This is a genomic window from Arcobacter iocasae (assembly GCF_042214795.1).
Classification (GTDB): Bacteria; Campylobacterota; Campylobacteria; order Campylobacterales; family Arcobacteraceae; genus Arcobacter; species Arcobacter iocasae.
Window position 1 is genome coordinate 1,984,150 of record NZ_CP090177.1, and the last position, 25,278, is coordinate 2,009,427.

General features: G+C 29.6%; 22 protein-coding genes. 16 read left to right on the top strand and 6 right to left on the bottom strand.

Translation table 11 applies throughout. The features are described from left to right. Positions 1-186: 186 nt before the first annotated feature. The 15 genes from metK (at position 187) to LXN10_RS10060 (ending at position 16,819) form a co-directional block, all read left to right on the top strand. Positions 187-1,404, top strand: coding sequence for a methionine adenosyltransferase (metK, locus tag LXN10_RS09990; protein WP_375722887.1), 1,218 nt, complete (start codon positions 187-189; stop codon positions 1,402-1,404). Positions 1,405-1,422: 18 nt separating this feature from the next. Further along, the gene (gene accD, locus LXN10_RS09995; protein WP_013134512.1) at positions 1,423-2,292 is read left to right on the top strand and encodes an acetyl-CoA carboxylase, carboxyltransferase subunit beta; all 870 of its coding nucleotides are present in this window, start codon (positions 1,423-1,425) and stop codon (positions 2,290-2,292) included. Continuing rightward, on the top strand, positions 2,292-2,903 hold the full coding sequence (locus LXN10_RS10000; protein ID WP_375722888.1) for a thiamine phosphate synthase: 612 nt from the start codon (positions 2,292-2,294) through the stop codon (positions 2,901-2,903). The genes accD and LXN10_RS10000 overlap by 1 nt, the downstream gene beginning before the upstream one ends. Then, positions 2,899-3,357, top strand: a complete 459-nt coding sequence (locus tag LXN10_RS10005; protein WP_258238644.1) for a 23S rRNA (pseudouridine(1915)-N(3))-methyltransferase RlmH — start codon at positions 2,899-2,901, stop codon at positions 3,355-3,357. The genes LXN10_RS10000 and LXN10_RS10005 overlap by 5 nt, the downstream gene beginning before the upstream one ends. 50 nt (positions 3,358-3,407) lie before the next feature. Continuing rightward, entirely contained in the window at positions 3,408-3,764 is a 357-nt protein-coding gene (gene dksA, locus LXN10_RS10010) for an RNA polymerase-binding protein DksA (RefSeq protein ID WP_129100023.1), read from the top strand. A 16-nt stretch (positions 3,765-3,780) separates the two neighbouring features. After that, entirely contained in the window at positions 3,781-4,797 is a 1,017-nt protein-coding gene (locus LXN10_RS10015; protein ID WP_375722889.1) for a hypothetical protein, read from the top strand. A gap of 1 nt (position 4,798) precedes the next feature. Further along, positions 4,799-5,749 carry a tRNA dihydrouridine synthase gene (locus tag LXN10_RS10020; protein WP_375722890.1) on the top strand — a complete coding sequence of 317 codons (951 nt, stop codon included), beginning with the start codon at positions 4,799-4,801 and terminating at the stop codon, positions 5,747-5,749. Positions 5,750-5,777: 28 nt separating this feature from the next. Further along, positions 5,778-6,590: a 50S ribosomal protein L11 methyltransferase gene (locus LXN10_RS10025; protein ID WP_375722891.1), complete on the top strand. Its 813-nt coding sequence runs from the start codon at positions 5,778-5,780 to the stop codon at positions 6,588-6,590. A gap of 1 nt (position 6,591) precedes the next feature. Next, on the top strand, positions 6,592-8,658 hold the full coding sequence (gene ftsH, locus LXN10_RS10030) for an ATP-dependent zinc metalloprotease FtsH (protein WP_375722892.1): 2,067 nt from the start codon (positions 6,592-6,594) through the stop codon (positions 8,656-8,658). Further along, on the top strand, positions 8,651-9,226 hold the full coding sequence (locus tag LXN10_RS10035; protein ID WP_375722893.1) for a hypothetical protein: 576 nt from the start codon (positions 8,651-8,653) through the stop codon (positions 9,224-9,226). Before ftsH ends, LXN10_RS10035 begins: the two co-directional genes overlap by 8 nt. Positions 9,227-9,460: 234 nt before the next feature. Further along, entirely contained in the window at positions 9,461-11,014 is a 1,554-nt protein-coding gene (locus LXN10_RS10040; RefSeq protein WP_375722894.1) for a 2-isopropylmalate synthase, read from the top strand. Between the two features lie 114 nt (positions 11,015-11,128). Then, positions 11,129-13,120 (top strand): DUF1538 family protein, encoded by a 1,992-nt coding sequence (locus tag LXN10_RS10045; protein ID WP_375722895.1) that lies wholly within the window; start codon positions 11,129-11,131, stop codon positions 13,118-13,120. Then, the gene (locus LXN10_RS10050) at positions 13,104-13,436 is read left to right on the top strand and encodes a thioredoxin family protein (RefSeq protein WP_375722896.1); all 333 of its coding nucleotides are present in this window, start codon (positions 13,104-13,106) and stop codon (positions 13,434-13,436) included. The genes LXN10_RS10045 and LXN10_RS10050 overlap by 17 nt, the downstream gene beginning before the upstream one ends. Beyond that, positions 13,437-13,856: a heme-binding domain-containing protein gene (locus LXN10_RS10055; RefSeq protein ID WP_375722897.1), complete on the top strand. Its 420-nt coding sequence runs from the start codon at positions 13,437-13,439 to the stop codon at positions 13,854-13,856. Continuing rightward, a complete protein-coding gene (locus LXN10_RS10060; protein WP_375722898.1) occupies positions 13,856-16,819 on the top strand; it encodes a MutS-related protein in 2,964 nt (987 codons plus the stop codon). The genes LXN10_RS10055 and LXN10_RS10060 overlap by 1 nt, the downstream gene beginning before the upstream one ends. A 39-nt stretch (positions 16,820-16,858) precedes the next feature. Here the strand turns inward: LXN10_RS10060 and eat are convergent, their stop codons facing one another. The 4 genes from eat to LXN10_RS10080 form a co-directional block, all read right to left on the bottom strand. Beyond that, the gene (eat, locus tag LXN10_RS10065) at positions 16,859-18,277 is read right to left on the bottom strand and encodes an ethanolamine permease (protein WP_013134527.1); all 1,419 of its coding nucleotides are present in this window, start codon (positions 18,275-18,277) and stop codon (positions 16,859-16,861) included. Between the two features lie 12 nt (positions 18,278-18,289). Next, positions 18,290-19,180 (bottom strand): ethanolamine ammonia-lyase subunit EutC, encoded by an 891-nt coding sequence (eutC, locus tag LXN10_RS10070; RefSeq protein ID WP_375722899.1) that lies wholly within the window; start codon positions 19,178-19,180, stop codon positions 18,290-18,292. Position 19,181: 1 nt separating this feature from the next. Beyond that, positions 19,182-20,582: an ethanolamine ammonia-lyase subunit EutB gene (locus LXN10_RS10075; protein WP_375722900.1), complete on the bottom strand. Its 1,401-nt coding sequence runs from the start codon at positions 20,580-20,582 to the stop codon at positions 19,182-19,184. Between the two features lie 211 nt (positions 20,583-20,793). Further along, a complete protein-coding gene (locus LXN10_RS10080; protein ID WP_375722901.1) occupies positions 20,794-22,650 on the bottom strand; it encodes a GGDEF domain-containing protein in 1,857 nt (618 codons plus the stop codon). Positions 22,651-22,841: 191 nt separating this feature from the next. On the opposite strand from LXN10_RS10080, the gene LXN10_RS10085 reads away from it, so the two are divergent. Continuing rightward, entirely contained in the window at positions 22,842-23,228 is a 387-nt protein-coding gene (locus tag LXN10_RS10085) for a response regulator (protein ID WP_375722902.1), read from the top strand. A 19-nt stretch (positions 23,229-23,247) separates the two neighbouring features. On the opposite strand, the gene LXN10_RS10090 is transcribed toward LXN10_RS10085, so the two are convergent. Further along, positions 23,248-24,567: an MFS transporter gene (locus tag LXN10_RS10090; RefSeq protein WP_375722903.1), complete on the bottom strand. Its 1,320-nt coding sequence runs from the start codon at positions 24,565-24,567 to the stop codon at positions 23,248-23,250. After that, positions 24,568-25,275, bottom strand: a complete 708-nt coding sequence (gene hisA / locus LXN10_RS10095; RefSeq protein WP_375722904.1) for a 1-(5-phosphoribosyl)-5-[(5-phosphoribosylamino)methylideneamino]imidazole-4-carboxamide isomerase — start codon at positions 25,273-25,275, stop codon at positions 24,568-24,570. Positions 25,276-25,278: the final 3 nt, after the last annotated feature.

The window sequence follows — 25,278 nt, forward strand, 5'->3', positions numbered from 1 at the left end:
GTAACTTTTTATAAAAGTGTTCAAGCTTTTAATTTTATTTTTAATTTTAACTTTAATTAGTTGGAAAACGAAAATGGAAAACAAAAGAATGGAAAACGATAAAGATAAGATTTAAAAATTCTTTTCAAAAGATTTGAAAAGTAATTCAATTTTAGCTTTTGGAAAACAAAGGAATGGAAAACAAAAATGGAAAACAAAACAGAATATTTATTTACTAGTGAAGTAGTAAGCCCAGGTCACCCTGATAAGTGTGCAGATATAATAGCAGATACAATTGTTGATAAATTAATTATCGGAGATAGCAAAAGTAGAGTTGCCTCAGAAGTTTTTGTTGCAGGTAAACATGTTGTTATTGGTGGAGAAGTTACTTCATCTACAAATTTATCTGAGCAAGATTACAAAGACTTAGTAATTGATGCTCTAGCAAAAATTGGGTATAATGGTCATCCTCATTTTACAAAAGAGGAGTGTTTACACCCTGATGATGTAAATGTACAAGTTTTATTAAATAGACAATCTCCTGATATTAATCAAGGTGTTGATCAAGTTGATGGTGAAACTGGTGCTGGAGATCAAGGAATTATGTTTGGTTATGCAAATAGTGAAACAGCAAACTTTATGCCAAGTGCAATTACATATGCAAGAATGCTTATGGAAAAAGTTTATACTTACGCTTTAGCAAATCCAGATGTTTTAGGTGTTGATATTAAAACACAAGTTACTGTTGATTATGAAACAAAAGAGAATTTTGAAAATTGTTTACCAAAACATATTCATACTATCGTTGTTTCAGCTCCTTGTGTATCTACAATGAATATAGATACAGTAAGAAAATTAATCTTGGGATTAATTAAAGATACAGATTTACCAAAAGAGTTATTTGATTTAGAAAAAACTATTATTCATATTAACCCAACAGGAAAATATGTATCACACTCTTCTTTACATGATTCAGGATTAACAGGAAGAAAACTTATTGTTGATTCTTTTGGAGGATATGCACCAATTGGTGGTGGAGCTCAATCAAGTAAAGATTATACAAAAGTTGATAGAAGTGGATTGTATGCAGGTAGATGGATAGCAAAACATATCGTTGCATCTGGAATTGCTAAAAAAGCAATTGTTCAACTGTCTTATGCAATTGGTGTTGCTAAACCAACTTCGATTTCTGTTGATACTTGTGGGACTTGTATTGATGGATTAAATGATGATATTTTATCTACATTTGTACATGATAGTTTTTCGTTAACTCCAAACTGGATTACGAAAAAATTCAATTTAGATAAACCTAGTGTTGATACTTTCCTTTATGCAGATGTAGCAGCACGAGGACAAGTTGGACAAGAGGATTATCCTTGGGAACAACTTGATGAATTAGACAAGTTTATAAGTTTGAAGAAATAGTTTTAAGAAGGATATATAATGGATTTGAAGAATTTATTTAATAAAATAAAATTTGATAGTAAAAAAGAACAACCAACAAAAAAAGATGCACCAAGTCATTGGATAAAGTGTCCAGAATGTAGTTCTTTGATGTTTTTTAAGGAAGTAGAGTCTCAAAACAATATATGTCCTAAATGTAATTTTCATATGAGAATTGGTGCTAAAAGAAGAATCGAAATCATATGTGATGAAAATTCTTTTGTAGAATATGATAATGATTTAATTCCAAATGACCCATTAAACTTTGTTGATAGTAAATCTTATAAAAAAAGAGTTGATGAAGCTGTTAAAAAAACAGGAAGAGACTCTTCTGTTGTAAGTGGTGAATGTACTATCAATGGTATTGGTGTTCAAATGGCAATTTTTGATTTTGCTTTTATGGGTGGAAGTTTAGGTTCAGTTGAGGGTGAAAAGATTGTTAGATGTGTAAATCGTGCACTAGAAAAGAAACAAGGTGTTATTATTGTTTCTGCTTCGGGAGGTGCTAGAATGCAAGAATCAACTTTTGCTCTTATGCAAATGGCTAAAACTTCTGCAGCACTAAAAAAACTTGATGCTGCTGGACTTCCTTATATCTCAGTTTTAACTGATCCTACTATGGGTGGAGTTTCTGCTTCGTTTGCTTTTTTGGGTGATATTATAATGGCAGAGCCAGGTGCATTAGTTGGATTTGCAGGGCAAAGAGTTATTAAACAAACTATTGGAGCAGATTTACCTGAAGGCTTCCAAAGAGCTGAATTCTTACTTGAAAAAGGTTCAATTGATATGGTTGTGAATAGAGCAGATATGAAAAAAACTCTTTCTGATTTATTAACAATGTTTTCAACCAATACTATTCAAGTTAGTTAATGAATAATAATCGTTTTGAAGAACTTTTAGGATTTGATCCTAAAAGTTCTTCAAATGAGTTATATGCTTTATGTGACTTTCAAACTCTAAAAAATAAAAATATTTCCTTTGAAAGATTCTTAGAACTTTGCGAAAAGTTTGATGCAAAAATTATTCAATACAGAGATAAACTTTCAAATTATCAAACAAAAAAAGAAAACCTTTTTTATCTAAGAAGCAAAACAAATATTCCAATAATCATAAATGATGAGATAGATTTAGTACAATATTGTGATGGTTTACATTTAGGACAAGAAGATTTTGATAAAATTAATTCAAATAAACAATTAGTTGTAAAACTAATAAGAAAAAAAATTGGAAATAAGCTTTTGGGTCTTTCTACACATAATGAAAAAGAGATATTAGAAGCAAATAATTTGGATTTGGATATGATAGGACTTGGAGCTTACAGAACAACTACAACGAAAGATGTGAGTGTAATGTTAGGTAATAAGATATCTTATCTTGCAAAGATCTCAAAGCATCCAGTTTGTGCTATAGGTGGAGTAAAGATTACTGAACTCATAGCAAATATTTCTTTTAATGTAGTAGGATCAAGATTATATGATTAAAATAAATATCTATCAAATAGCAAAATCTTCAAATGATGAGTTTAATAAAATTATAGAAGATTTTATAAAAATGTCTTCAAAGTATGCAAAAGTTGAAATATATAACTTATTTAATAAAAAAATTGGAAAAGCTCAAACTATTTCAGATATAGAAGCAAAGAAATCTTATAGTGAAGTTTTTGAACCTTTTTTAAATAATGGGTATAATATTGCATTAGATGTTCTTGGAAAGAAAGTTGATAGTTATGAATTTGCACAATTATTACAAAATAATGCAGTAATTAACTTTTTTATTGGTGGTGCTTTTGGATTTGAAACATCTTTTTTACATAAATGTGATAAAAAAATTAGTTTAAGTGAACTTACATTTGCTCATAAAATAGCGAATATAGTACTCCTAGAACAAATTTTTAGAGCTTTGTGTATAAATAATAACCATCCCTATCATAAATAATTTAGATAATTTTGAGTATAATGTCGAAATTTTTAGATTAAGGGTTAAAAGTGGCGAATACAAAACAAATAGATGAGTTAAAAATTATTTTAGCAGAAAGAAAAGAATTAATAGAAAAAAATATTCAGGGGAGTAGAGACAGTCTAGATTCTTTAAAAAATTCAGAGTGTAATGATGATTATGATTATGCTGAGGTTTCAAGTGATTCGTTCAAGGAAGGGATTATTGCGAATCAACAATCTAAAGAGTTAAGTGAGATTGAAGATGCACTTAAAAGAATAGATAACAAGACTTATGGTATTTGTGAGATGTGTGATGAATCAATTGCAATTGGAAGATTAAGAGCAAAACCATTTGCAAAATTTTGTACACCTTGTAGAGAGATTTATGAGAGTGAGAATAATTAAATCTAAAGGATAATTTATGGGACTTAAAAAATATATAGCTTTTTCATTGTTGTTAATAATCGCAGTTTATATATTTGTTTTCAGTATACAAACAGGTAATTATACAGTAAGCATTTTAGATTATTCACGTGCTTTACCAATAGCAGTTTGGGTTGTATTACCTCTTGTTGTACTTTTTTTAGTAACTATTTTACATATAGTTTTTTATGGTTTTAAGAACTATTTACAAGCAAGTGCTATAAAAAAAGACGAAGAGAATATAATTGAGTTTTTTAAAGATTTATTATTAGGAAATAATTCTAATAAGAAATTTAAACAAAAAGCATTGAAAGAGTTAGCTGATATTTTAGTACAAATGAAATTGTCTCCGAAAGTTGAAAATTTTGAATCTTCAAATAATGATATTAAGATTATTGTAAATAATATGATTAAAATCAATTCTGGGGAGTATGTAAGCGATAAGTCTTTTAAATTTAATAAAAATGGACAAGTTGCTCAAAAAAATATTTTAAATAAAGTAAATGAAGATGTTGATTATGCAATTGATGTTTTGAAAAAATCAAAAGATTTTTCAGATAAAATTGTAAAAGCTGCATTTTTTAATGTAGTAAAAAATAAAAGTATGACTACAATTAAAAAACTTCTTGATGGTTTAAAACTTGATAAAGAGATGGTTTTAGAACTTATGAAAAAAGATTCTGATAATTCAGAATTTGCATTAGAACATGATGCAATTATTAAATATACAAAAGATGTTGAGTTTGATAAAGAAGATTATTTAACTTTTGCTAAACTTTATAAAAAATCTATTCAACCAGATGAACTTATAAAAATGTTTGAAACAATTTCAAATGACAATGAGTTGGCAATGGATGCATATTTGGTTGTTTTATTTGAATATGAAATGATTGACAAGGTTAGAGAGACTTTAAATGGTTATAAAAAAGAAGAATATCAATCTTTCAGAGCTCTTTTAGATTTAAAAGATTCAGGTAAATATTATACTTTAGAGAATCTTTGTTATAACAAATAATATGAAAAAACTTGATTTTAGCCAACCCTTAATGGTGTTGGCTCCTCTTGCTGGATATACAGACTTACCTTTTCGTGCAGTTGTTAAAAAGTTTGGTGCAGATTTGACTATTTCTGAAATGATTTCATCAAATGCGCTTGTTTACAATTCTCAAAAGACTTTTAAAATGATAGAAAAATCACCTTCAGAAGATCCTTACTTTGTACAAATTGCAGGTAATAAAGCAGAATTAGTTCGTGATGCTGTTGAGATACTAAATGACATGGAAGGTATTGATGGGATTGACTTAAACTGTGGTTGTCCTGCTCCAAAAGTTTTTAACCATGGAAGTGGTTCTAATCTTTTGGGTGATTTGAAAAAATTAGAGGAAATTTTAGGAACAGTAAAAAAATATAATAAAAAACTTTATACTAGTGCAAAAGTTAGAATTGGGGTAAATGAAAAAATTCCAGTAGAAATAGCAAAAGCAGTAGAAGCTTGTGGAGTTGATTTTATTTCAGTACATGGAAGAACAAGAGCTGGAAAATATAAAGCACCAGTTGATTATGATGCAATTAAAGCAATAAAAGAAGCTGTTTCAATCCCAGTTATTGCAAATGGTGATATAAAAGATTATGCAAAAGCAAAAGAAGTACTTGCTCATACAAAAGCAGATGGACTAATGATTGGACGAGGTGCTATTGGTAAACCTTGGATTTTCTACCAATTAAAACATGGGGTAGAAGATATAAGTGAAGATATAAAAAAAGCTATAATATTAGAACATTATGATGCAGTGTTAAGATTTCATGGTGAACATGGAGCGATTATGTTTAGAAAACTGCTTCACTCTTATTCTAAAGGCTACAATGGTGCCTCAGAATTTAGGGATATAATTAATACTATAAAAGAGCCAGATATTATGAGAGATACAATTGAAAGCTTTTTTACATCAAATGAGTTACAAAATTAAAATAGATTAAACTTTTAAAGGGCAATGTGTGAAAGAAAATTATTATGAGTTAGTGATAAATGTAAAAAGTTCACAAGAGTTGTTCATAGATTTATTAACTCAATTAACTCAAGGTGCAGTTGAGATAGAAGAAAATGTACTTATTTCAAGAAGTGAAGAGAATTTGGAAGATGTCGAACTTGGAATTAATGAGTTTGCAAAAGCTTTAGGAGTTGAGTGTAAGACTTCTATAGAAGTGAAAAAAAATGAAGATTGGATAAAAAAGTATCAAGAATCTGTAAAAGCAGTAGAAGTTGGTAAATTTTTTGTAAGACCATCTTGGATTGAAGCTAAAGATGATAAAATTGATATCATCATAAATCCAGCACTTTCTTTTGGTTCAGGTCATCATGAAACAACAAATAGTTGTTTAGAAGCTATTTCTAAATACATGAAAAATGAATATGAAGTTCTTGATGTAGGGTGTGGAAGTGGTATTTTATCAATTGCAGCTAGTAAATTAGGGGCAAAAGTTGATATTTGTGATACGGATGAAGTTTGTATTGAAAGTTCAAAATCAAATTTTTTACTAAACAATGCACAATTTAACAATGCATGGACAGGAAGTGCAATGCTTTCTAATAAGAAGTATGATTTTGTTATTGCAAATATCGTTGCAGATGTTTTAGTAATGATTTCAAAAGAGTTGAAAAAATGCTTAAAAGAGGGGTCTACCTTAGTATTATCAGGGATATTAGATAATCATTTAAATAAAGTGTTGAAAAAATTTGAAGATTTAGAACAAATTGAGGTAATTCAAAAAAATGAATGGGTTACCCTTGTATTAAAAAAAGGAGTTTAGTTTGAAAAATAAGAAAAACAATAAACAAGACAAAAATAATAATAACAATAATAACAATAATTTTTTTAGTAATAATCCATTATTAGTTTTTGTTTTATTTTCACTAGTTACAATTATGGCTTTTAAAGCCTTATTTCCAGAAGAGCAAGGAACTGCGACAAACCAAAATATCCAAGCATTTGGACAAACAAAGCATAAAACTATTGCTTATTCTGACTTAAAGAATTTAATTAGTAGTGGAAAAATTCAATATGTGGGAATTGGAAATACTAATATTAAAGCTGTGTCAAAACCAAATGGTGCTGATATTACAACTTATACGGCAAGAAGAGTAGTTCCAGATAGTACCTTGATTCCTATGTTAGAAAAAAATGGAATAGATTATGGTGGAGTTAATGAAGAAAATGTTTTAGCTGATATTTTATTTGGATGGGTTTTACCTATATTTATATTCTTTGCAATTTGGATGTTCTTAGCTAAAAGAATGTCAAAATCAATGGGTGGTGGAAGTGGAGGAATCCTAGGAATTGGATCTTCTAAAAAAATGATAAATTCAGAAAAACCAAATGTAAAATTTGAAGATATGGCTGGAAATAAAGAGGCTAAAGAAGAAGTTCAAGAAGTAGTTGATTTCTTAAAAGACCCTGATAGATATGTAAAACTTGGAGCACAGATTCCAAAAGGTGTTTTACTAGTAGGACCTCCAGGTACTGGTAAAACTTTACTTGCAAAAGCAGTTGCTGGTGAAGCAGATGTTGAGTTCTTATCAGTATCTGGTTCTGCATTTATTGAGATGTTTGTTGGGGTTGGAGCTTCAAGAGTTAGAGACCTGTTTGAACAAGCAAAAAAAGTTGCACCTGCAATTATTTTTATTGATGAAATTGATGCTATTGGTAAATCTAGAGCTTCAGGTGGACCAATGGGTGGAAATGATGAAAGAGAACAAACTCTAAATCAACTTTTAGCAGAAATGGATGGATTTGCAACAGAATCTGCACCTGTTATTGTACTAGCTGCAACAAACAGACCAGAAGTTCTTGACCCTGCATTATTAAGACCAGGAAGATTTGATAGACAAGTTTTAGTTGACAAACCTGACTTCGAAGGTAGAAAAGAGATTTTAAATGTACACATTAAAGGTGTAAAAGTTGGTACTGATGTTGACTTAGTTGAAGTTGCTAGAATGACAGCTGGACTAGCAGGGGCAGATTTAGCAAACATTATTAATGAAGCAGCACTACTAGCCGGAAGAGCAAAAAAAGAAGAAGTTACATATACTGATTTTAAAGAAGCGGTTGAGAGACAAATTGCTGGTTTAGAGAAAAAATCAAGAAGAATTTCTCCAAAAGAGAGAAAAATTGTAGCTTACCATGAATCTGGGCATGCTTTAATTGCAGAGATTACAAAAGGTGCTAAAAAAGTAAATAAAGTATCAATTGTTCCAAGAGGACTTGCAGCTTTAGGGTACACATTAAATAATCCAGAAGAGAATAAATACTTAATGCAAAAACATGAGTTAATAGCAGAAGTTGATGTATTATTAGGTGGTAGAGCAGCAGAAGAGGTATTTATCAAAGAGATTAGTACAGGTGCTGGAAATGACTTAGAAAGAGCAACAGATATAGTTAAATCTATGGCTTCTATCTATGGTATGAGTGATATTGCTGGATTAATGGTTTTAGAAAAAAGATCAAATCAATTTTTAGGTGGTCAAACACAAAAAGACTTCTCTGATAATATGGCAAAAGATCTTGATACTCATATTAAAACTGTATTAAATGAAAGATATGAAATTGTTCTTCAATCTTTAAGAGAGAATAGTGATGCAATCGAGGAAATGACTAAAGAATTACTTGAAGTAGAAGTTATCTCAGGTGTTAGAGTAAGAGAAATTATTAAAGCAAACGGTGGAGTTGTTTTTGAAGAAGAAGATTTACATTCTGATAAAATAGAAAATAATGTTGAAGTAGATAAAGCTACTCCTGAAACTTCTGAAGATAAAAAAGAAGATGAACCTTCTACTAATGATGAAGATTCATCTAATAAAGATGAGAAAAAAGATGATTAATAATTTTGTAGCAAAAGAGGGAAGAGTATATATTTATATCTCTTTTGCTATTTTTGTATTTTCATATTTGTTTATATGTGATACATTGGCTTTTATAACTTTTGTAATAACATTATTTCTAATATTTATTTATAGAAATAATTTAAAAATAAAAGTAAAAGTTGATTCTTTAGTTTCTCCCATAAGTGGGGAAATTATTGCAATTGATAAATTAAATTCTCAAAATATAGTATATGTAAATGTAGGAATATTGGATTCTCACATATTAATTGCTCCAAAAGATTCTTTATTTAAAGAAGAATTTCATAGAAATGGCCTTAACTTTTGTACAAATAGTTATAAAGCAAAAGAATTAAATGAAAAAAGAGTATTAAAATTTGATGATATTAGATTAGAATTGATATCTGGAAGATTTAATATTTCACATGAATTTAACAATGTGGGAAATGTAAAACAATATGATAAAATAGGTGTTTTTATAAATGGTATTGTAAAAATTTATATTCCATCTTCTTATCCTTTAAATCTAAAATTTGCACAAAAATTAAAAGTAGGAGAAGTTTTATAAACTTTTCCTTGACAAATCATATTTTATAAAATATAATTATCTTCTAAACTTAATAGGAGAGCGTAATGAAAAATATTGATTTTTTCAAAAATAATTTTACCAAAAGTACAAATTCTCAACTTCTCCTCAAAAACTTCCTCTAACATTTATTATATAAATACAATTTAATTCCCGTACAAGTTTTTCTTTTATTTAAAAAAAGATATAATATGCCCAATTTACAAAGGTTACAAGATGGATAAAAATAGAATTATAGTATTAGATACAACATTAAGAGATGGGGAACAAAGCCCTGGTTGTTCTATGAATACTGATGAAAAGATTAAAGTTGCTTTGCAATTAGAAAAGTTAGGAGTTGATGTTATTGAAGCTGGTTTTGCAGCAGCTAGTCCTGGGGATTTTGATGCTGTTTCAAGAATAGCTGAAGTTGTTAAAAACTCAAGTATTTGTTCTTTAAGTAGAGCAATTGAAAATGATATTAAACAATCAGGATTAGCAGTGCAAAAAGCTGCAATGCACAGAATTCATACTTTTATTGCAACTTCTCCAATTCATATGAAATATAAATTAAAAATGAGTGAAGCTGAAGTTATCAAAAGAGCTGTTCATGCAGTTGAATATGCAAGAACATTCGTTGATGATGTAGAGTTTTCTTTAGAAGATGCAGGAAGAAGTGATATATCTTTTATGAAAGAGGTTATGGATGCAGTAATTGCTGCAGGGGCAAGTACAATTAACTTACCAGATACTGTAGGATATAGATTACCAACAGAATTAGGTGCAATGGTAAAAGAATTAAGTGATTTTGCAGGAGATAGAGCAATAATCTCAGTTCACAATCACAATGACTTAGGATTGGCAACAGCGAATACTTTAGCTGCTGTTTTAAATGGTGCTAGACAAATAGAAGTTACAGTTAATGGTTTGGGTGAGCGAGCAGGGAATTCTGCTTTAGAAGAGGCTGTAATGGCTATTAAAACTAGAAAAGATGCCTTTGGTGATTTATATACAAATATAAATACAAAAGAGATTTATCCATCATCTAGATTAGTAGCAACAATTACAGGTGTTGAACCACAACAAAATAAAGCTATTGTTGGTAAAAATGCATTTGCCCACGAAAGTGGAATTCACCAAGATGGTATGTTAAAAAATCAAGAAACATATGAAATCATGAAGCCTGAAGATATTGGTGTTTATAAAGACTCTAATTTAATCTTAGGAAAACATAGTGGGCGTGCTGCGTTTAGAGATAAAATAGAGCACTTAGGATTTGATAAGATTTCTGATGAAGAATTAAATACTGCATTTGAAAAATTTAAAGCCTTAGCTGATAAGAAAAAAGATGTTACAGATGATGATATTAGAATGTTAGTTACAGATGAGTCATTAAATCATGACAAAACTTATGAATTAGTTGGATTACAAATTTCTGATTGTTCATCTGGAACTCCAATGGCATCTGTATCAATCAAATATAAAGATGAAGTTATGATTGAGGCAAATATTGGCAATGGTACGATGGATGCAATTTTCAAAACTATTGATAGACTTACAGGGTATAGTGGTGAGTTACAAAGTTATAATGTAACTTCAGTTACTGAAGGTAAAGATGCCTTGGCAAAAGTAACTACAAGAGTTGTTTTTGATGAATCTTCACCATCATTTGTAGGGCATGGTTTGAGTATTGATACTATGCTTGCAACTGCAAAAGCATACTTAGGTGCACTTAATTCATACCTTTCTCAAAAAGAAAGATTATCTAAAAACAATGAACATCAAATTTAATATAAGAGATTAATCTCTTATATTATTTCTTCTTTATAATTATCCTTTTAAAACTTTTATTTTATTTTATTTTGGTAATATAATATAAATTTAACAAAAGGTGCGCTTTAAACTATGATGCAGTTTAACTTTTTCTTGAAATTATTAAAAGATTCATTCAGAGATCTTCTTCCAATAATTTTAGTAATTTTATTTTTTCAATTAGCAATTTTACAAACAGTACCACCAGGGTGGATATCAACAAGTATTGGTTTGATTATTGTAGGTGTTGGACTTGCAATCTTTTTACAAGGTTTGGAAATAGGAATATTTCCAGTTGGGGAAAGCCTTGCTAGAGATTTTGCAAAATCTGGATGGACAATTTGGATTTTAATATTTGGATTTATGATAGGTTTTGGTACAACCATTGCCGAACCAGCACTTGCTGTAATTGCAGATAAGGCAGCTTCAATTTCTAGTGGTAGAATTGATGCTTCTGTTTTACGGTTTGTTGTTGCTGGTTCTGTTGGATTTGCAATTTTACTTGGTGTTTATAGAATAATAAAAGGTCATCCAATTCACTATTACATAATAGTAGGATATCTTTTTGTTGTAAGTATTACATTTTTTGCTCCAAAAGAAATTATTGGGCTTGCATACGATTTAGGTGGAGTTACAACTTCAACTGTAACCGTTCCACTTGTTGCAGCTCTTGGTATTGGATTAGCTTCAAATATAAAAGGACGAAATCCTGTAATTGATGGATTTGGACTTATTGCTTTTGCTTCACTTACTCCTATGATTTTTGTTCAAATCTATGGAATAGCTGTTTATTCTTTAGTTGATGCAAAAGATGTGGCCGAAGTGGTAATTAATCCAATTATCTCTTCACCAAAAGATATAACAGTAAGTTCTGTAATAATGGGAATAATAGCAGTTATAAAAGATGTAACGCCAATATTACTTATTATTTTATTTTTCCAATATGGTGTATTGAAAAAAAGTATTCAAAATATAAAAACTGTTTTTTTAGGATTTATTCTTGTTATTATTGGGTTATATGCATTTATATTAGGATTAGAACTAGGGTTATTTAGCCTTGGTGAAACGATGGCTTATGAATTAACAAAAAGTAAGTCAGTATTAGTAATTTATGCATTTGCATTTGCTATTGGATTTTCTACAACGATGGCAGAACCTGCACTTATGGCCATTGCAAAAAAAGCAAAAGAGATTAGTGATGGTAGAATAAATGATTTTGCACTAAGGTTATTTGTTGCACTTGGAGTTGCAATTGGTATTGCTCTTGGTGCATTTAGAATAGTTGATGGTGGACATATTCATTATTATATTATTGTAGGATATATTCTTGTTATAATATTAACTTTTATAGCACCAAAGTATATTATTCCTATAGCTTATGATAGTGGAGGAGTTACAACTTCAACAGTAACTGTTCCTTTGGTTGCAGCACTTGGAATTGGACTTGCAACAAATATTCCTGGAAGAAGCCCACTTATTGATGGTTTTGGACTTATTGCCTTTGCTTCATTATTTCCTATGATTACTGTTATGCTTTATGGGATATTAACAGAAAAACTTGGGGTTAAATCAGATACTCAAATTGAAGCTGAAAATATCTTACGAGACAATTTAGTTGATGCTGAGAATATGGATTTAGCAACTGTAAATATTGATGGAAGTAATAGAAGACACTCATTACCGATGGATTTTTATGCGGTTGCAATAATAGTTCCAAAAGATAAAAAAATAGATGCCATTCAAGCAGCTAGTAAAGCTGGTGCAAATGGCGTTACAGTCTTAAGAGCAGATGGTATGGGACTTGGAAAAATGCACAATTTTTATAGAACATCTTTTGAAGCAAATGATTCTTTACTTCTGTTTTTATTGCCAAAAGCTAGGGTAAATCCTGTAATAAAATCAATTATTCATTCCCTTCATATAACAACAGAAGGAAAAGGTATCGCTTTTGCTTTTCCTTTAACTCATATGAAAGGGATTAGTTTAAGTAGACATGATATTTTTCAAAATAGAAAAGATAGAAAAGATGAAAATGAAGAAAATAAAGAAGAAGAATTAATAAAAGAAGATGAAAGTAATAAATAATTTAGAACAAATTAAAGAGAAGATAACTTCGAAAGAGGCTTTGATTATATACTTCTCTTCTAAAAGTTGTTCAGTGTGTAAAGTGTTAAAACCAAAAATAGAAAAAGAAATTTCAACTTATTTCGATAAAATTAGTTTTTTCGAAATAAAAATTGATGAGAGCTTAGAAATAAGTTCTTATTTTTCAGTATTTCAAGCTCCTACAATTTTATTTTACCTTGATGGGAAAGAGTTTTTAAGAGAAGGAAAAAATATAAGCATAAGCGCTTTTATAAATGCAATAAAAAGACCTTATGAGATGCTTTATGGAGAATAAATGAAAATTACTATTTTAATATTTTTTGTAGTTTTGCTTTTAATGCAAGCAATACAAATAGATAAAACAAACCCTGTTATTGATAAATCTTTAGAAATTCAAACCCCAAAAGAGGTTAAAGTTTTACTTAAAAATGCTTGTTATGACTGCCATTCAAGTGAAACTATTTGGCCATGGTATAGCTCAATTGCACCTGGATCTTGGATAATAGAAGGACATGTAGTTGATGGAAGAAAAGCATTAGATTTTAGCAAATGGGCAAATTATACAAAAGAAGAAAAAGAAAAAAAACTTAAAGAAATCTATAGAACAGCATATGCTGCTATGCCTTTGGCTAGTTACACTTGGATACATAAAGAAGCTAATTTGACAAAAGAACAAAGAGAATTAATAAGAGAATGGACAGGAGTTAGAAGATAGTGGTAAACGCTGAGCTTAATGAACTTTTACAAGATAAAAAAGAACTTCTAACAATAACTTATTTTAAGCTTCAAAAAAAGTTTGAAGAAAAATATGGAGTAAATACTGTAGTTCTTATGGAAATAGGGACATTTTTTGAAGTTTATGAAGTAAATAATGAAGAAGAACAAATAGGTAAAGCAAAAGAGATTGCTGAGCTTTTAAATATACAATTGACAAGAAAAAACAAGGCAATTTTAGAAAACTCTAAAGAGAATCCAATCATGGCAGGTGTCCCTGCAATTTCACTAGAAAAACATCTTGCTAGAATAATTGGTGAACAAAAATATACAGTTGTATTAATAAGACAAAAAGGTCTTCCTCCTAAAGTTAGCAGGTATATTGATACAGTTGTAAGTCCTGGGACAAACTTTGATTTTGTGATTGATCAAGATGAAAATAATATTACTTCTCTTACAATTGATTGTAATAAGGGAATCTTTTCTGTTGGTTATAGTGCCATTGATGTTACAACTGGAAAATGTTATTACAATGAAGTTCATGGAACAAGTGAAGACAAAAACTTTGCCCTTGATGAGTGTTTCAATTATATGAATATGCATAAAACAAACGAGGTAGTTGTCTCATTTTGTGATAAAGGAATTAATCAAAAAGAGATAATAGAATACCTTGAATTATCTCACAAAACCTTTCATATAAGTTCATTTAGACCAAAAATTGTTTATCAAAATGAACTATTTAAAAATGTATTTAATATAGAATCACTTCTAACTTCAATAGAACATCTTGATATGGAAAGAGTACCTTTAGCTACTGAATCACTAGCGGTGTTGATTGATTTTGTGATTGGACATGATGCGAAGATTATTCAAAAACTATCTTTCCCTCAAAAACTAGATATTAGTAGATATATTTATCTTGGAAATAATGCCCTAGAGCAATTAAATATAATAGAAACTTCACATAATCCATCTTTAATAAAAATCATAAACAATACTTCAACTGCTATGGGAAAAAGACTTTTAAAAGAGAGACTCACTCATCCTGTTAAAGATGAAAAAGAGTTGTTAAGACGATTTGCTTTATCAAAAGAGTTGTATGATTATCACACTCCAATTGAGAGCGAGTTAGCAAATATTTATGATATAGAAAGATTAACTAGAAGAATTAAACTCTCAAGACTTCATCCCTTTGAATTAAACTACTTATATGACTCTCTTCTTAGTATTAAAGAAGTAGTGGCTTTCATGGAAAACTATAAGTTTTTCACAGCACCTTGCTCATCTGCTGAGTTACAGATGTTTATTGATTCTATTGATTCTACTTTTGATTTATCTATTAGTGGTAAGTATATGCTAAAAGATGTGGAAGCAAATATGATTTGTGAAGGAATCAATACAAAAATTGATGAGCTTACAAATGAAAATAAAAAATTAGTAGATAAATTAGATATTTTAAGAGTGCATATATTAGGATTCTTAAAATCAAATGATCAAAACTTTGTTAGTATTCAAAGACTTGATAAAGAAGGTTTTTATTTAGGACTTACAAAAAGTAGATTTAATCTTATGAGAGAAGAGCTTTTAAATTCACATTTAATAATTGATGATGAGCTACTTTTATTTAAAGATTTTAAAATAAAAGTTCAAACAAACTCTGTAAAAATAACTTGTAAACTAACAGAGGATATCTCAGATAAATATGTTCATAATTTAAGAAAAATCATTGAGCTAAATAAACTTGTTTTTAAAGATAAACTTGTGGAATTTGAGAAAAATTTCGCAGTTTTATTAGAAGAATTAGTTCAATTTATTGCTGAAATTGATTTAACAGTATCAAATATAAAAACAGCAAAAAAACATAATTATTCACCTCCTAAAATAGTAAAAACAAAAGATAATGAGAGTTTTATTGAACTTATAGATTTAAGACATCCAATAATTGAGCATGGAGAAGAGCAGGGAATTTATGTACCTAATGATGTTATTTTAGGGGAGCTTAGTCTTGCAAGTGATGAATACAAAAATAATGTAATCATCAAAAACTCAAATCCAATAAATATGTTCAATAATAAAATGCATGGTGTTTTACTTTATGGAATAAATTCAAGTGGAAAATCTTCACTTATGAAATCAATAGGAATTGCAGTAATTTTGGCACAAGCTGGATTTTATGTACCGTGTAAATCAATGAGATTCTCTATTTTTGATGCAGTATTTACAAGAATTTCTGGGGCTGATAATATTGCAAAAGGTTTATCTTCTTTTGCAGTTGAGATGTTAGAACTTAAAAATATATTTAATCGAGCTACAAAAAATTCTTTAGTTTTAGGTGATGAGATAAGTCATAGTACTGAAACTATGAGTGGAGTTAGTATTGTGGCAAGTGCCATATTAAAATTAGCAAAATTAGAATCGATTTTTATGTTTGCTACACATTTACATCAACTACCTGAACTTCCAGAAATAGAAAAACTAAAAAATATAATATGTCTACATTTATCAGTTATGTACGAAGATAGTGAAGATAAACTTATATTTAATAGAAAACTTCAATATGGAAGTGGAAGTAGTATGTATGGTTTAGAGTATGCTAAATCACTTCATATGGATAAAGAGTTTCTTAGAATGGCAAATGATATAAGAAAAAAACTAACCGATGATTATGAACCAATTGAAAGAATCTCACAAAGAAAAACTTCAAAATACAATAAAGACCTTATTGTTTCTACTTGTGTAATATGTGGAAAAAATGTTGACGATGTTCACCATATAAAAGAGCAAGCAAGGGCAAATAAAGATGGCTTTATAGGTCATGTAAATGCAAATCATAAATATAATTTAATTCCTCTATGTAAAGAACATCATAAAATGGTACATGAGGGTAAAATAAATGTAAATGGATTTATAGCTACTTCAAAAGGTTTGGAATTGCATTATACGATGGTAGATGAAGAAAAATAACATAGACTCTTAAGTCTATGTTATTTGATTATAAATTTATTATTCACTTAACTCATGAGTTAAGTCAGCTTCTGCAGCTTCAAGCATAGCAAACTCTTCTTCAGCCGTTTTTGCAACTAAATGATTTTTACTATAGAAGAAGTAATATAAAGCACCAATTGCATATAAAACAAGAGTATAATTAAACGCTCTTGGGTCAAAAGCATAAACACCTGTTAGTGCAACGATAGATAATACAAAAGCAATACCAGAAGTTAAAACTCCACCTGGAGTTTTATAAGGTCTTGGCATATCTGGATTTTTAACTCTTAATAAGATATGACTAAATGCCATTAGCGCGTATGATATAGTTGCACCTACAACTGCCATAGCTAACATTAAATCACCTTCACCAGTTAGTGAAGCTAAGAATCCTAAAACACCTGGAACAATTAAAGCCCAAGTAGGAGTTTTCTTTTTACTTGTTAAAGATAAAAATTGTGGTAAGTAACCAGCTCTTGATAGGGCAAATACTAATCTACTATAACCATATATGATAGAGAAAAATGAAGCAATTAAACCAGCTAAACCTAATACATTAACAATAGTTGCTAAAGTAGTATTTCCATTTACATTTAAAGCATCTACTAAAGGAACAGCACTTTTACCCATTGCATCAGCACCTGCAACACCTGCAAGTAAAAATACAACTAAAACTGCAGAGATAAGTAGGAAAATCATAGCTGCAATAATACCTTTTGGTACATCTTTTTCAGGATTTTTTGCTTCTTCAGCAGCTAGTGGTACACCTTCAACTGCTAGGAATAACCACATACCAAATGGCAATGCAGCCCAAACACCATGCCAACCAAATGGTAAAAAGCTTGTAGCTCCAGCAACATCAGCAGAAGCTTTAATATCAAATAAATTTGACATATCAAAATTACCAATTAAAGCAAGAGCAGTAGCAATAATAGCAAATACAGCTAAAGCACTAATTACCATCATAGTTTTTAAAGCCTCTCCTGCACCAAATAAGTGAATAGCAATAAATACTGCATAAAATAGTGCATAAACTAATGGACCATTAATACCAAGTAAAGCCTCAACAGCAGAACCAATAAAAATAACAATAGCAGCAGGTGCAATAGCATATTCTATTAAAATAGCAAGCCCAGTTAAATATCCACCAGCTGGTCCCATAACTTGTCTTGCAAAGCTATATCCACCACCAGCAGCTGGTATTGCAGCTGACATTTCAGCTAATGCTAAAACTAAACAAAAATACATTACAGCCATTAAAGCAGCAGCAATGGCAAATCCACCCCAACCAGCTTCTGCAATACCAAAGTTCCATCCAGCAAAATCACCTGAAATAACATATGAAATACCAAGTCCAGCAAGTAACATCCAACCAGCTGTTCCCCTTTTTAACTGTCTTTTTGCAAGATAGTCTTGATCAATTTTAGTTTTTCCCATTTCCTATATCCTTTAGTTTAGAAGAAAATTTTCTTCACTGTTAGTTAGTTCGATTTCATCATTTGTTGTTCTATCTTTTAAATTCACTCCCGATAATTCTAATCTTCGAGATTCTTTTAATAAATAAATTGTTTTTTTTACAGCCTCGGCATAAGATAATCCATCTAATCGAACATTTGAGATACAATTTCTATTTGCATCTGTAAGGCCAACCTGTGCGTCCCAGGTAAGATATAAACCAAGACTATCAGGGGAGCTTAACCCTGGTCTTTCTCCAATTAATACTAAAGTTGCTTTTGCATTTAATAACATACCAACTTCATCGCCAATAGCTACTCTTCCTTGTTGAACAACTGTGAAAGGTGCTATGCTCCATTCTTGTTTATCTTGTGATAGTGCTTGACATAATTTATCTATAAAATTAATGGCATTTTCTTTTATTGCTAAAGATGAAAGCCCATCTACAATAACAATTGCTAAATCATAAGGTCTAGTTTCAACTGAAAGAGTATCTTTTAGTAAGTTATGTGATTTTTGATTTAGTTTTCTACCTAAATCAGGTCTTTGCAGATATTCAATTCTATCTTTTGCTTCAGAGTGTAGAAGAATACTTTTATGTCCTTTTTGCAGAAGCTCCTTGTTAGTTCTATTTGAAGTTACAATATTTACATTAAATGAGGTATTATCTATTTGTTCAAATATATAATTCACATCTAGTGGTAAATGAACAGCATCTTGTGCTTGGGCATGGGCTAGTTGAAACTCTAATAAGTGTGAAGTTGGAAGACTAATTCCACTTCTTCCAAGTCCAATTCTTGCATCTGTATATTCTCTTAACACTGACCATGGATTTTTTATAACATTTGACTTATTAGTTGTTTTATTTATATTTTTATTATCCATCTTAAACTCCAATTACTTTTTCAAGTGATTTTGAAAAGCCAGAAGGAATATTGTTGTTTAAAGAAAAAGTATCTGTGTTTGTAAATATTTCCATCTTTTTTAACCAAGCTTCAAATTCAGGAGCAGGGTGTAAGTCTAAAACTCTTCTAGCATAAAGTGCATCATGGAAAGATGTTGTTTGATAATTAAGCATAATATCATCAGAACCTGGAATACCCATAATAAAATTACATCCAGCAACTCCAAGTAGAGTTAGTAAATTATCCATGTCATTTTGATCTGCATCTGCATGGTTTGTATAACAAATATCACAACCCATTGGTAGTCCTAATAGTTTCCCGCAAAAATGATCTTCTAATCCAGCTCTTGTAATCTCTTTTCCATCAAATAAATATTCAGGTCCTATAAAACCAACAACAGTATTTACTAATAATGGATCAAACTTTTTAGCAACAGCATAAGCTCTTGCTTCACATGTTTGTTGATCCACTCCAAAGTTTGCATTTGCTGATAAGGAACTTCCTTGTCCTGTCTCAAAATACATAACATTATTTCCAACGGTTCCTCTATTTAAAGAGAGTGCTGCTTCTCTTGCTTCTTTTAAAATAGATAAATTTACTCCAAAACTTGTATTAGTAGCTTCTGTCCCTCCAATAGATTGGAAAACTAAATCAACGGGTGCTTTTTTTTCAATAGCTTCAATAGTATTTGTAACATGGGTTAAAACACATGATTGTGTGGGGATTTCATATTTTGCAATTATTTCATCCATTATTTTTAGAAGTTTTATAGTCTGTTCAACATTATCAGTAGCTGGATTGATACCAATTACTGCATCTCCATTTCCATATAATAAACCATCTAAAATACTAGCAGTGATTCCTCTAATATCATCTGTTGGATGATTTGGTTGTAGTCTTGTTGAAAGATGGTTTTTTAATCCTATTGTATCTCTAAAGGCAGTTGTAATAGGGCATTTTTTTGCTACTAAGATTAAATCTTGATTTCTCATTATTTTACTAACAGCTGCAACCATTTCAGGTGTCATACCACCTCTTGCTTGTTTTATTAATTCAGGAGTTGTATTATCACTTAGTAGCCAATCTCTAAAATCACCAACTGTAAGATGAGAAATGATTTTAAATGCTTCACTATCATGGTCATCTATAATAAGTCTTGTGATTTCATCTTTTTCATATGAGATAAGATGTTCTTCTAAAAAAGTTTTTAATGGTACTTCGGCTAACCTCATTTGAGCAATTACTCTCTCTTGTGATGAAGTTGCTGCAACTCCTGCTAGAACATCTCCAGATCTTTTGGGTGTGGCTTTTGCCATTAAATCAGCTAAGTTTTTAAAGGTATAAGTCTTTTGTCCAAGTATATATTTGTATGTGGTCTTCATATTCATTCCTAATGTAAAAGGTCAAAGAATTTTGATTATCAATTTCTTTAGAATAATTTTACATTAAAATTGTAGCTTGAATGAAGATGTAAAGATATGCAGAGTTGTATAAAAAATATACAAGTTTTATATAATTAAATTAATTAGTGTAAGTGATTATTTTTATTAGTTTATTTAATAATATTAAAATAAAAGGATGATAAAGACAATTTTAATAATTGTCTTTATCTTTATTAGTGAGAAGGTCTTTAGTAAATCTTATAACTTTATTTCTGCCTGTCTCTTTTGCTTTATATAAACATAAATCAGCAAATTTGATACATTTCCACATTTGATCTGTATCACTAGGTAAAAAGGCATACCCAATACTTACAGTTTTACTAAATGATTCATTATTAAAAGTATATACTAGTTTTGCAAATTCACTATTTATTCTTGTAGCTAAATCTTTTGCACTCTCTTCAGTTGGATTTTCCATAATTATTAAGAACTCTTCTCCACCAAATCTAATAATGAAATCTTTATCAGAAATTTCTGCTTTCATTGTTTTTGAAAGTTTTTGTAAAATAGCATCCCCTGCATCATGCCCATATGTGTCATTTACCATTTTAAAATAATCAATATCTAAGAACATAACAGCATAAGTTGAGCCAAGAAGTAATTCTTGAGGCATTTTTTTCTCTATAAATTCATCTAAGTATTTTCTATTATAAAGTCCTGTCAATCCATCAACAAGATTTCGCTCTCTTAGAACATCCATTAAAATTTTACTTTCTAAAATAGGCTTAGTCTCTTCTAAGTATTTTCTAATAATTCCAATTTTATATTTTGTATCTTCTAAATGCTCTTTACCATCACACATAATATGAACTGTTATACTTTTGTGTTTGTTTATTGTAAATGGAATACAAATATAATCTAGACAATCATCACAAGAAGCAATTCTACAAATCTCTGGGAAGTTTTCAGATAAAACTACGGTATCTGTTCTCTCCGCTCTGCATTGTTCTTTTATGTTTTTAAGTAGACTACAACAAGGCTTTGTATTTTCTGTTGAAAATATTATTTTTCTAGTATCTCTTTTTAAATCATTTTCATAAATACAAAAATTTTCTATTTTTAGTTTATCTTTAAAAACTTGTACCAATCTATAATAAATATCATCTTTAGTTAAATCAGTTTCTATAGTTTTTTTATAGTTGTATATTTCAGTTATATCTTCTATTATTTTTTGTGCAGTTAAAAGTTTATCACTATTTCCACTAGTTGCTCTATTATGAACAAATGATGTTAAGTTTTTCTCAATACCTGTTAATACAGTTTCAAGTTTCTCAATGATTTCATTTAGCCATTGGAAGGCTTCTTTATCTTCTTTTAGGACACCTTCTTTTGCTCTAACTGAATAGTCACCTTCATGAACTTTTTTTAATACTTCTGTAATTGAATCAAATGATGAAGTATAAGGTTTGATTTTTCTACTTATATATATAAGAATAAGTATTAAGAATACTGTAATAATTACAATTATATTTAACAATACCGTAATACTTGAAATTCTATCATCTTGGATATCAAATTTTAAAGATATGGCACCTAAAACCTCTCCTTCTTTTGCATTATGACAGCTTAAGCAGTTTGGTTTATCAAGAGATGAAGCAGTATAAGGAATAGTTATTCTTAATGTGGCACTTTTTAAAGACTCACTAGGAAGTGTAATTACTTTCCCTGTTTTTAAGACTTTTTCATCAATTGCATCCCTTGGTTTTTCATTTCTATTTGCTGATTTACCAAATTGCTGTGAAACAGTATCTCCTCTTATTATCCATAAATCTTTTATCTCTTTTATTTGACTAATGCTAGTTAAAAAAGTTTCTCTTTTATCCATAGTTCCATTAATCATATGGGAAGTTAATGTCTCTTTTACAATATCTGCAGCTAAATAAGCCCTTTTTATAGCTCCATTGTATCCACTCTCTCTTGAACCAATTGCAACTAGTGCTACTATTACAATAGTTAATAGGGTAACCATTGAAAAAATTATTATCGTTATTTTTTTATTTGAATCCATCTTTTAACCTAAATAAGAGTTTAAATAATTTTATCATAATTAGAATTTAATTTTAATATAACTATTTGTAATTTTACAAAAAAATTGTTATTTTATGTTGATTTAATATAAATTATTTATAATTAAAACAAAAGTAAGAAGTAGTTTTAAGTATATTCTTAATATAATTTATTTTTAGTTAAAGGAAAATAATGAATTTAAGAGTTTTGGTTGTAGATGATAGCTCAACTATGAGAAGAATCATTGTTAATGTTTTAACACAATTAGGTATCTCTACTGATTATATTCATGAAGCAGAAGATGGATTAGTTGCCTTAGGAAAAGTAAAAACAAATAGCTATGATGTTATTTTAACAGATTGGAATATGCCAAGAATGAATGGACTACAGTTTGTTCAAAATGTTAGAAAATTACCTAAATATGCACATACCCCAATTTTAATGATAACAACTGAAGGTGGGAAATCAGAAGTTATAGAAGCTTTAAAAAGTGGAGTTAATAATTACATTGTAAAACCATTTAATGCGGACATATTAAAATCAAAATTAGAACCTATATTAAATAAAAATAAGAAATAAATTATAATTTAAAAGTAAACTAATCTTCTTGAACTTCAGGAAGTTTTTTTGCTAGGTATATTGCAACTATTCCAATTAAAGATAAAAATAAAATAATCCCCCCAACTCCAATTATAGAACTAAGAGTTCCAATTGATCCACTTAAAAGTAAAATTACTCCAATTAGAGTATTACTAACAGCAACATAATCTGTTCTTTTATTTCCCTCTGCTAAGTCAACGATATATGTTTTTCTACCAATTCTTATACCTTGATAGCCAATACTTAAAATAAAATAGATAATAGGCATAATCCATATGAATGAGAAAAGTTGTGAATAAAAATAATAAATAAAAGATACAACAAAACCTACACTTGTAGCAATTGTTGCTCCTAAAATCATAACTCTTTTACTAGATATATCTGAGAATTTACCCCAAAAATTAGCAGATAATAAATCTGCAAGTCCACTTGAAAGAATAAAAAGACCTAATAAATAAGTGTCATCACTAGAGTGTTGTTTAGCTATAATTACAAAAAATGGTGCACTTAAAACTGAACATAAAAATAGTGCTCTTGTTATAACAAAAAGTCTAAATGGTTTATCAGTTTTTAAAATTGAGAGTTTTTTAATGGCTACTGTAAAAGCATTTCCTCCACCATGTGTTTCTCCTGGAAATTCATTTATTCGTGAATATATTATTGAAGCTAAAATCCAAAAAATTCCAGCAATAAAAAGTAGTACTCCAAAGTTTTGAGAAGAAAAAGGCTTTTCTCCATTTAACAAAAAATAAACTCCAAGTGCAACAACAAGCACACCTGCGAGCATTGCAGAGAGTCCATTTAATGCACCTCTTCTTGTTTTAGGGATTGTTTTACCAAGTACATCTTTTGCTGCAACTGAACACAAGCCTCTTGCTAAACTCATGAGAATTAGTAATGCAATAATTGCGAAACCTGCATTTAATCCTTCTAAATTCCAAGCTACAAGTCCAATTGCAAAGATACACAAGGCTTGTAAGATTGAGCCAATTACCCATATCCATTTTCTAATAGGAAGTTTTCTTACATATGCTGCTATAAAAAGTTGAGGAAGAAGTGATCCTGATTCTCTAATTGGGACTAAAAAACTAATTAAAAATACAGGAACATTTAAGCTATGCATTATCCATGGTAAAATTATTTTTGTATTAGAAATTGCATCTGCGAGTTTAGTAAAGAAGTAACTAATAACAGTTAGAAAAAAATTACCAGGTACCACTTTGCATGCTTTTTCATCTATAGCTTTACAAACTCTTGCATCTTCTTCATTTACAAGTTTATTGTAAATACTATCGGGATTGATTTTTCTTAAAGGCATCTATAAAGCTTTAAATCCTTCTTCTAAATCAAGTGTACCTTCATAAAAAGCTTTTCCAACTATTACACCAGCAATATTTCCATTTACTTTACAGTTTGTTATGTCATTTATATCTTTTACACCACCACTTGCAATTGTATCAATACCACTAGCAAGGGCAATAGATTCTGTAAACTCAACATTTACACCGCAAAGCATTCCATCTTTGCTTATATCTGTACAAATGATTGCTTGAACACCTGCATTTGCAAACTCACGAGCCAAAGTTGTAGCTTCCATAGTAGAAACTTCTGCCCAACCTTCAACGGCTACCATTCCATTCATAGCATCAATTCCTACAGCAATAGGATATTTTGCTGCCATGTCTTTTACAAATTGTGGATCTTTTACTGCAATTGAACCTAGGATTAATCTATCAACTCCTAGTTCAACATACATTTTAATAGTCTCTTCATCACGAATTCCACCACCAAGTTCGATTTTTAGATTACAGTTTTCTCTTATTTTTCTGATTTGTTCTAAGTTTGCTGGTTTTCCTGCAAATGCTCCATTTAAATCAACAATATGAACCCATTTACTTCCAAGTTCTTCAAATCTTTTTGCAACTTGCCAAGGTTCATCTGAATAGATTTTTGCACTATCCATTAACCCTTTGCTTAGTCTTACTGCTTTTCCATCTTTTAAATCAATCGCTGGTAATATATCCATAAT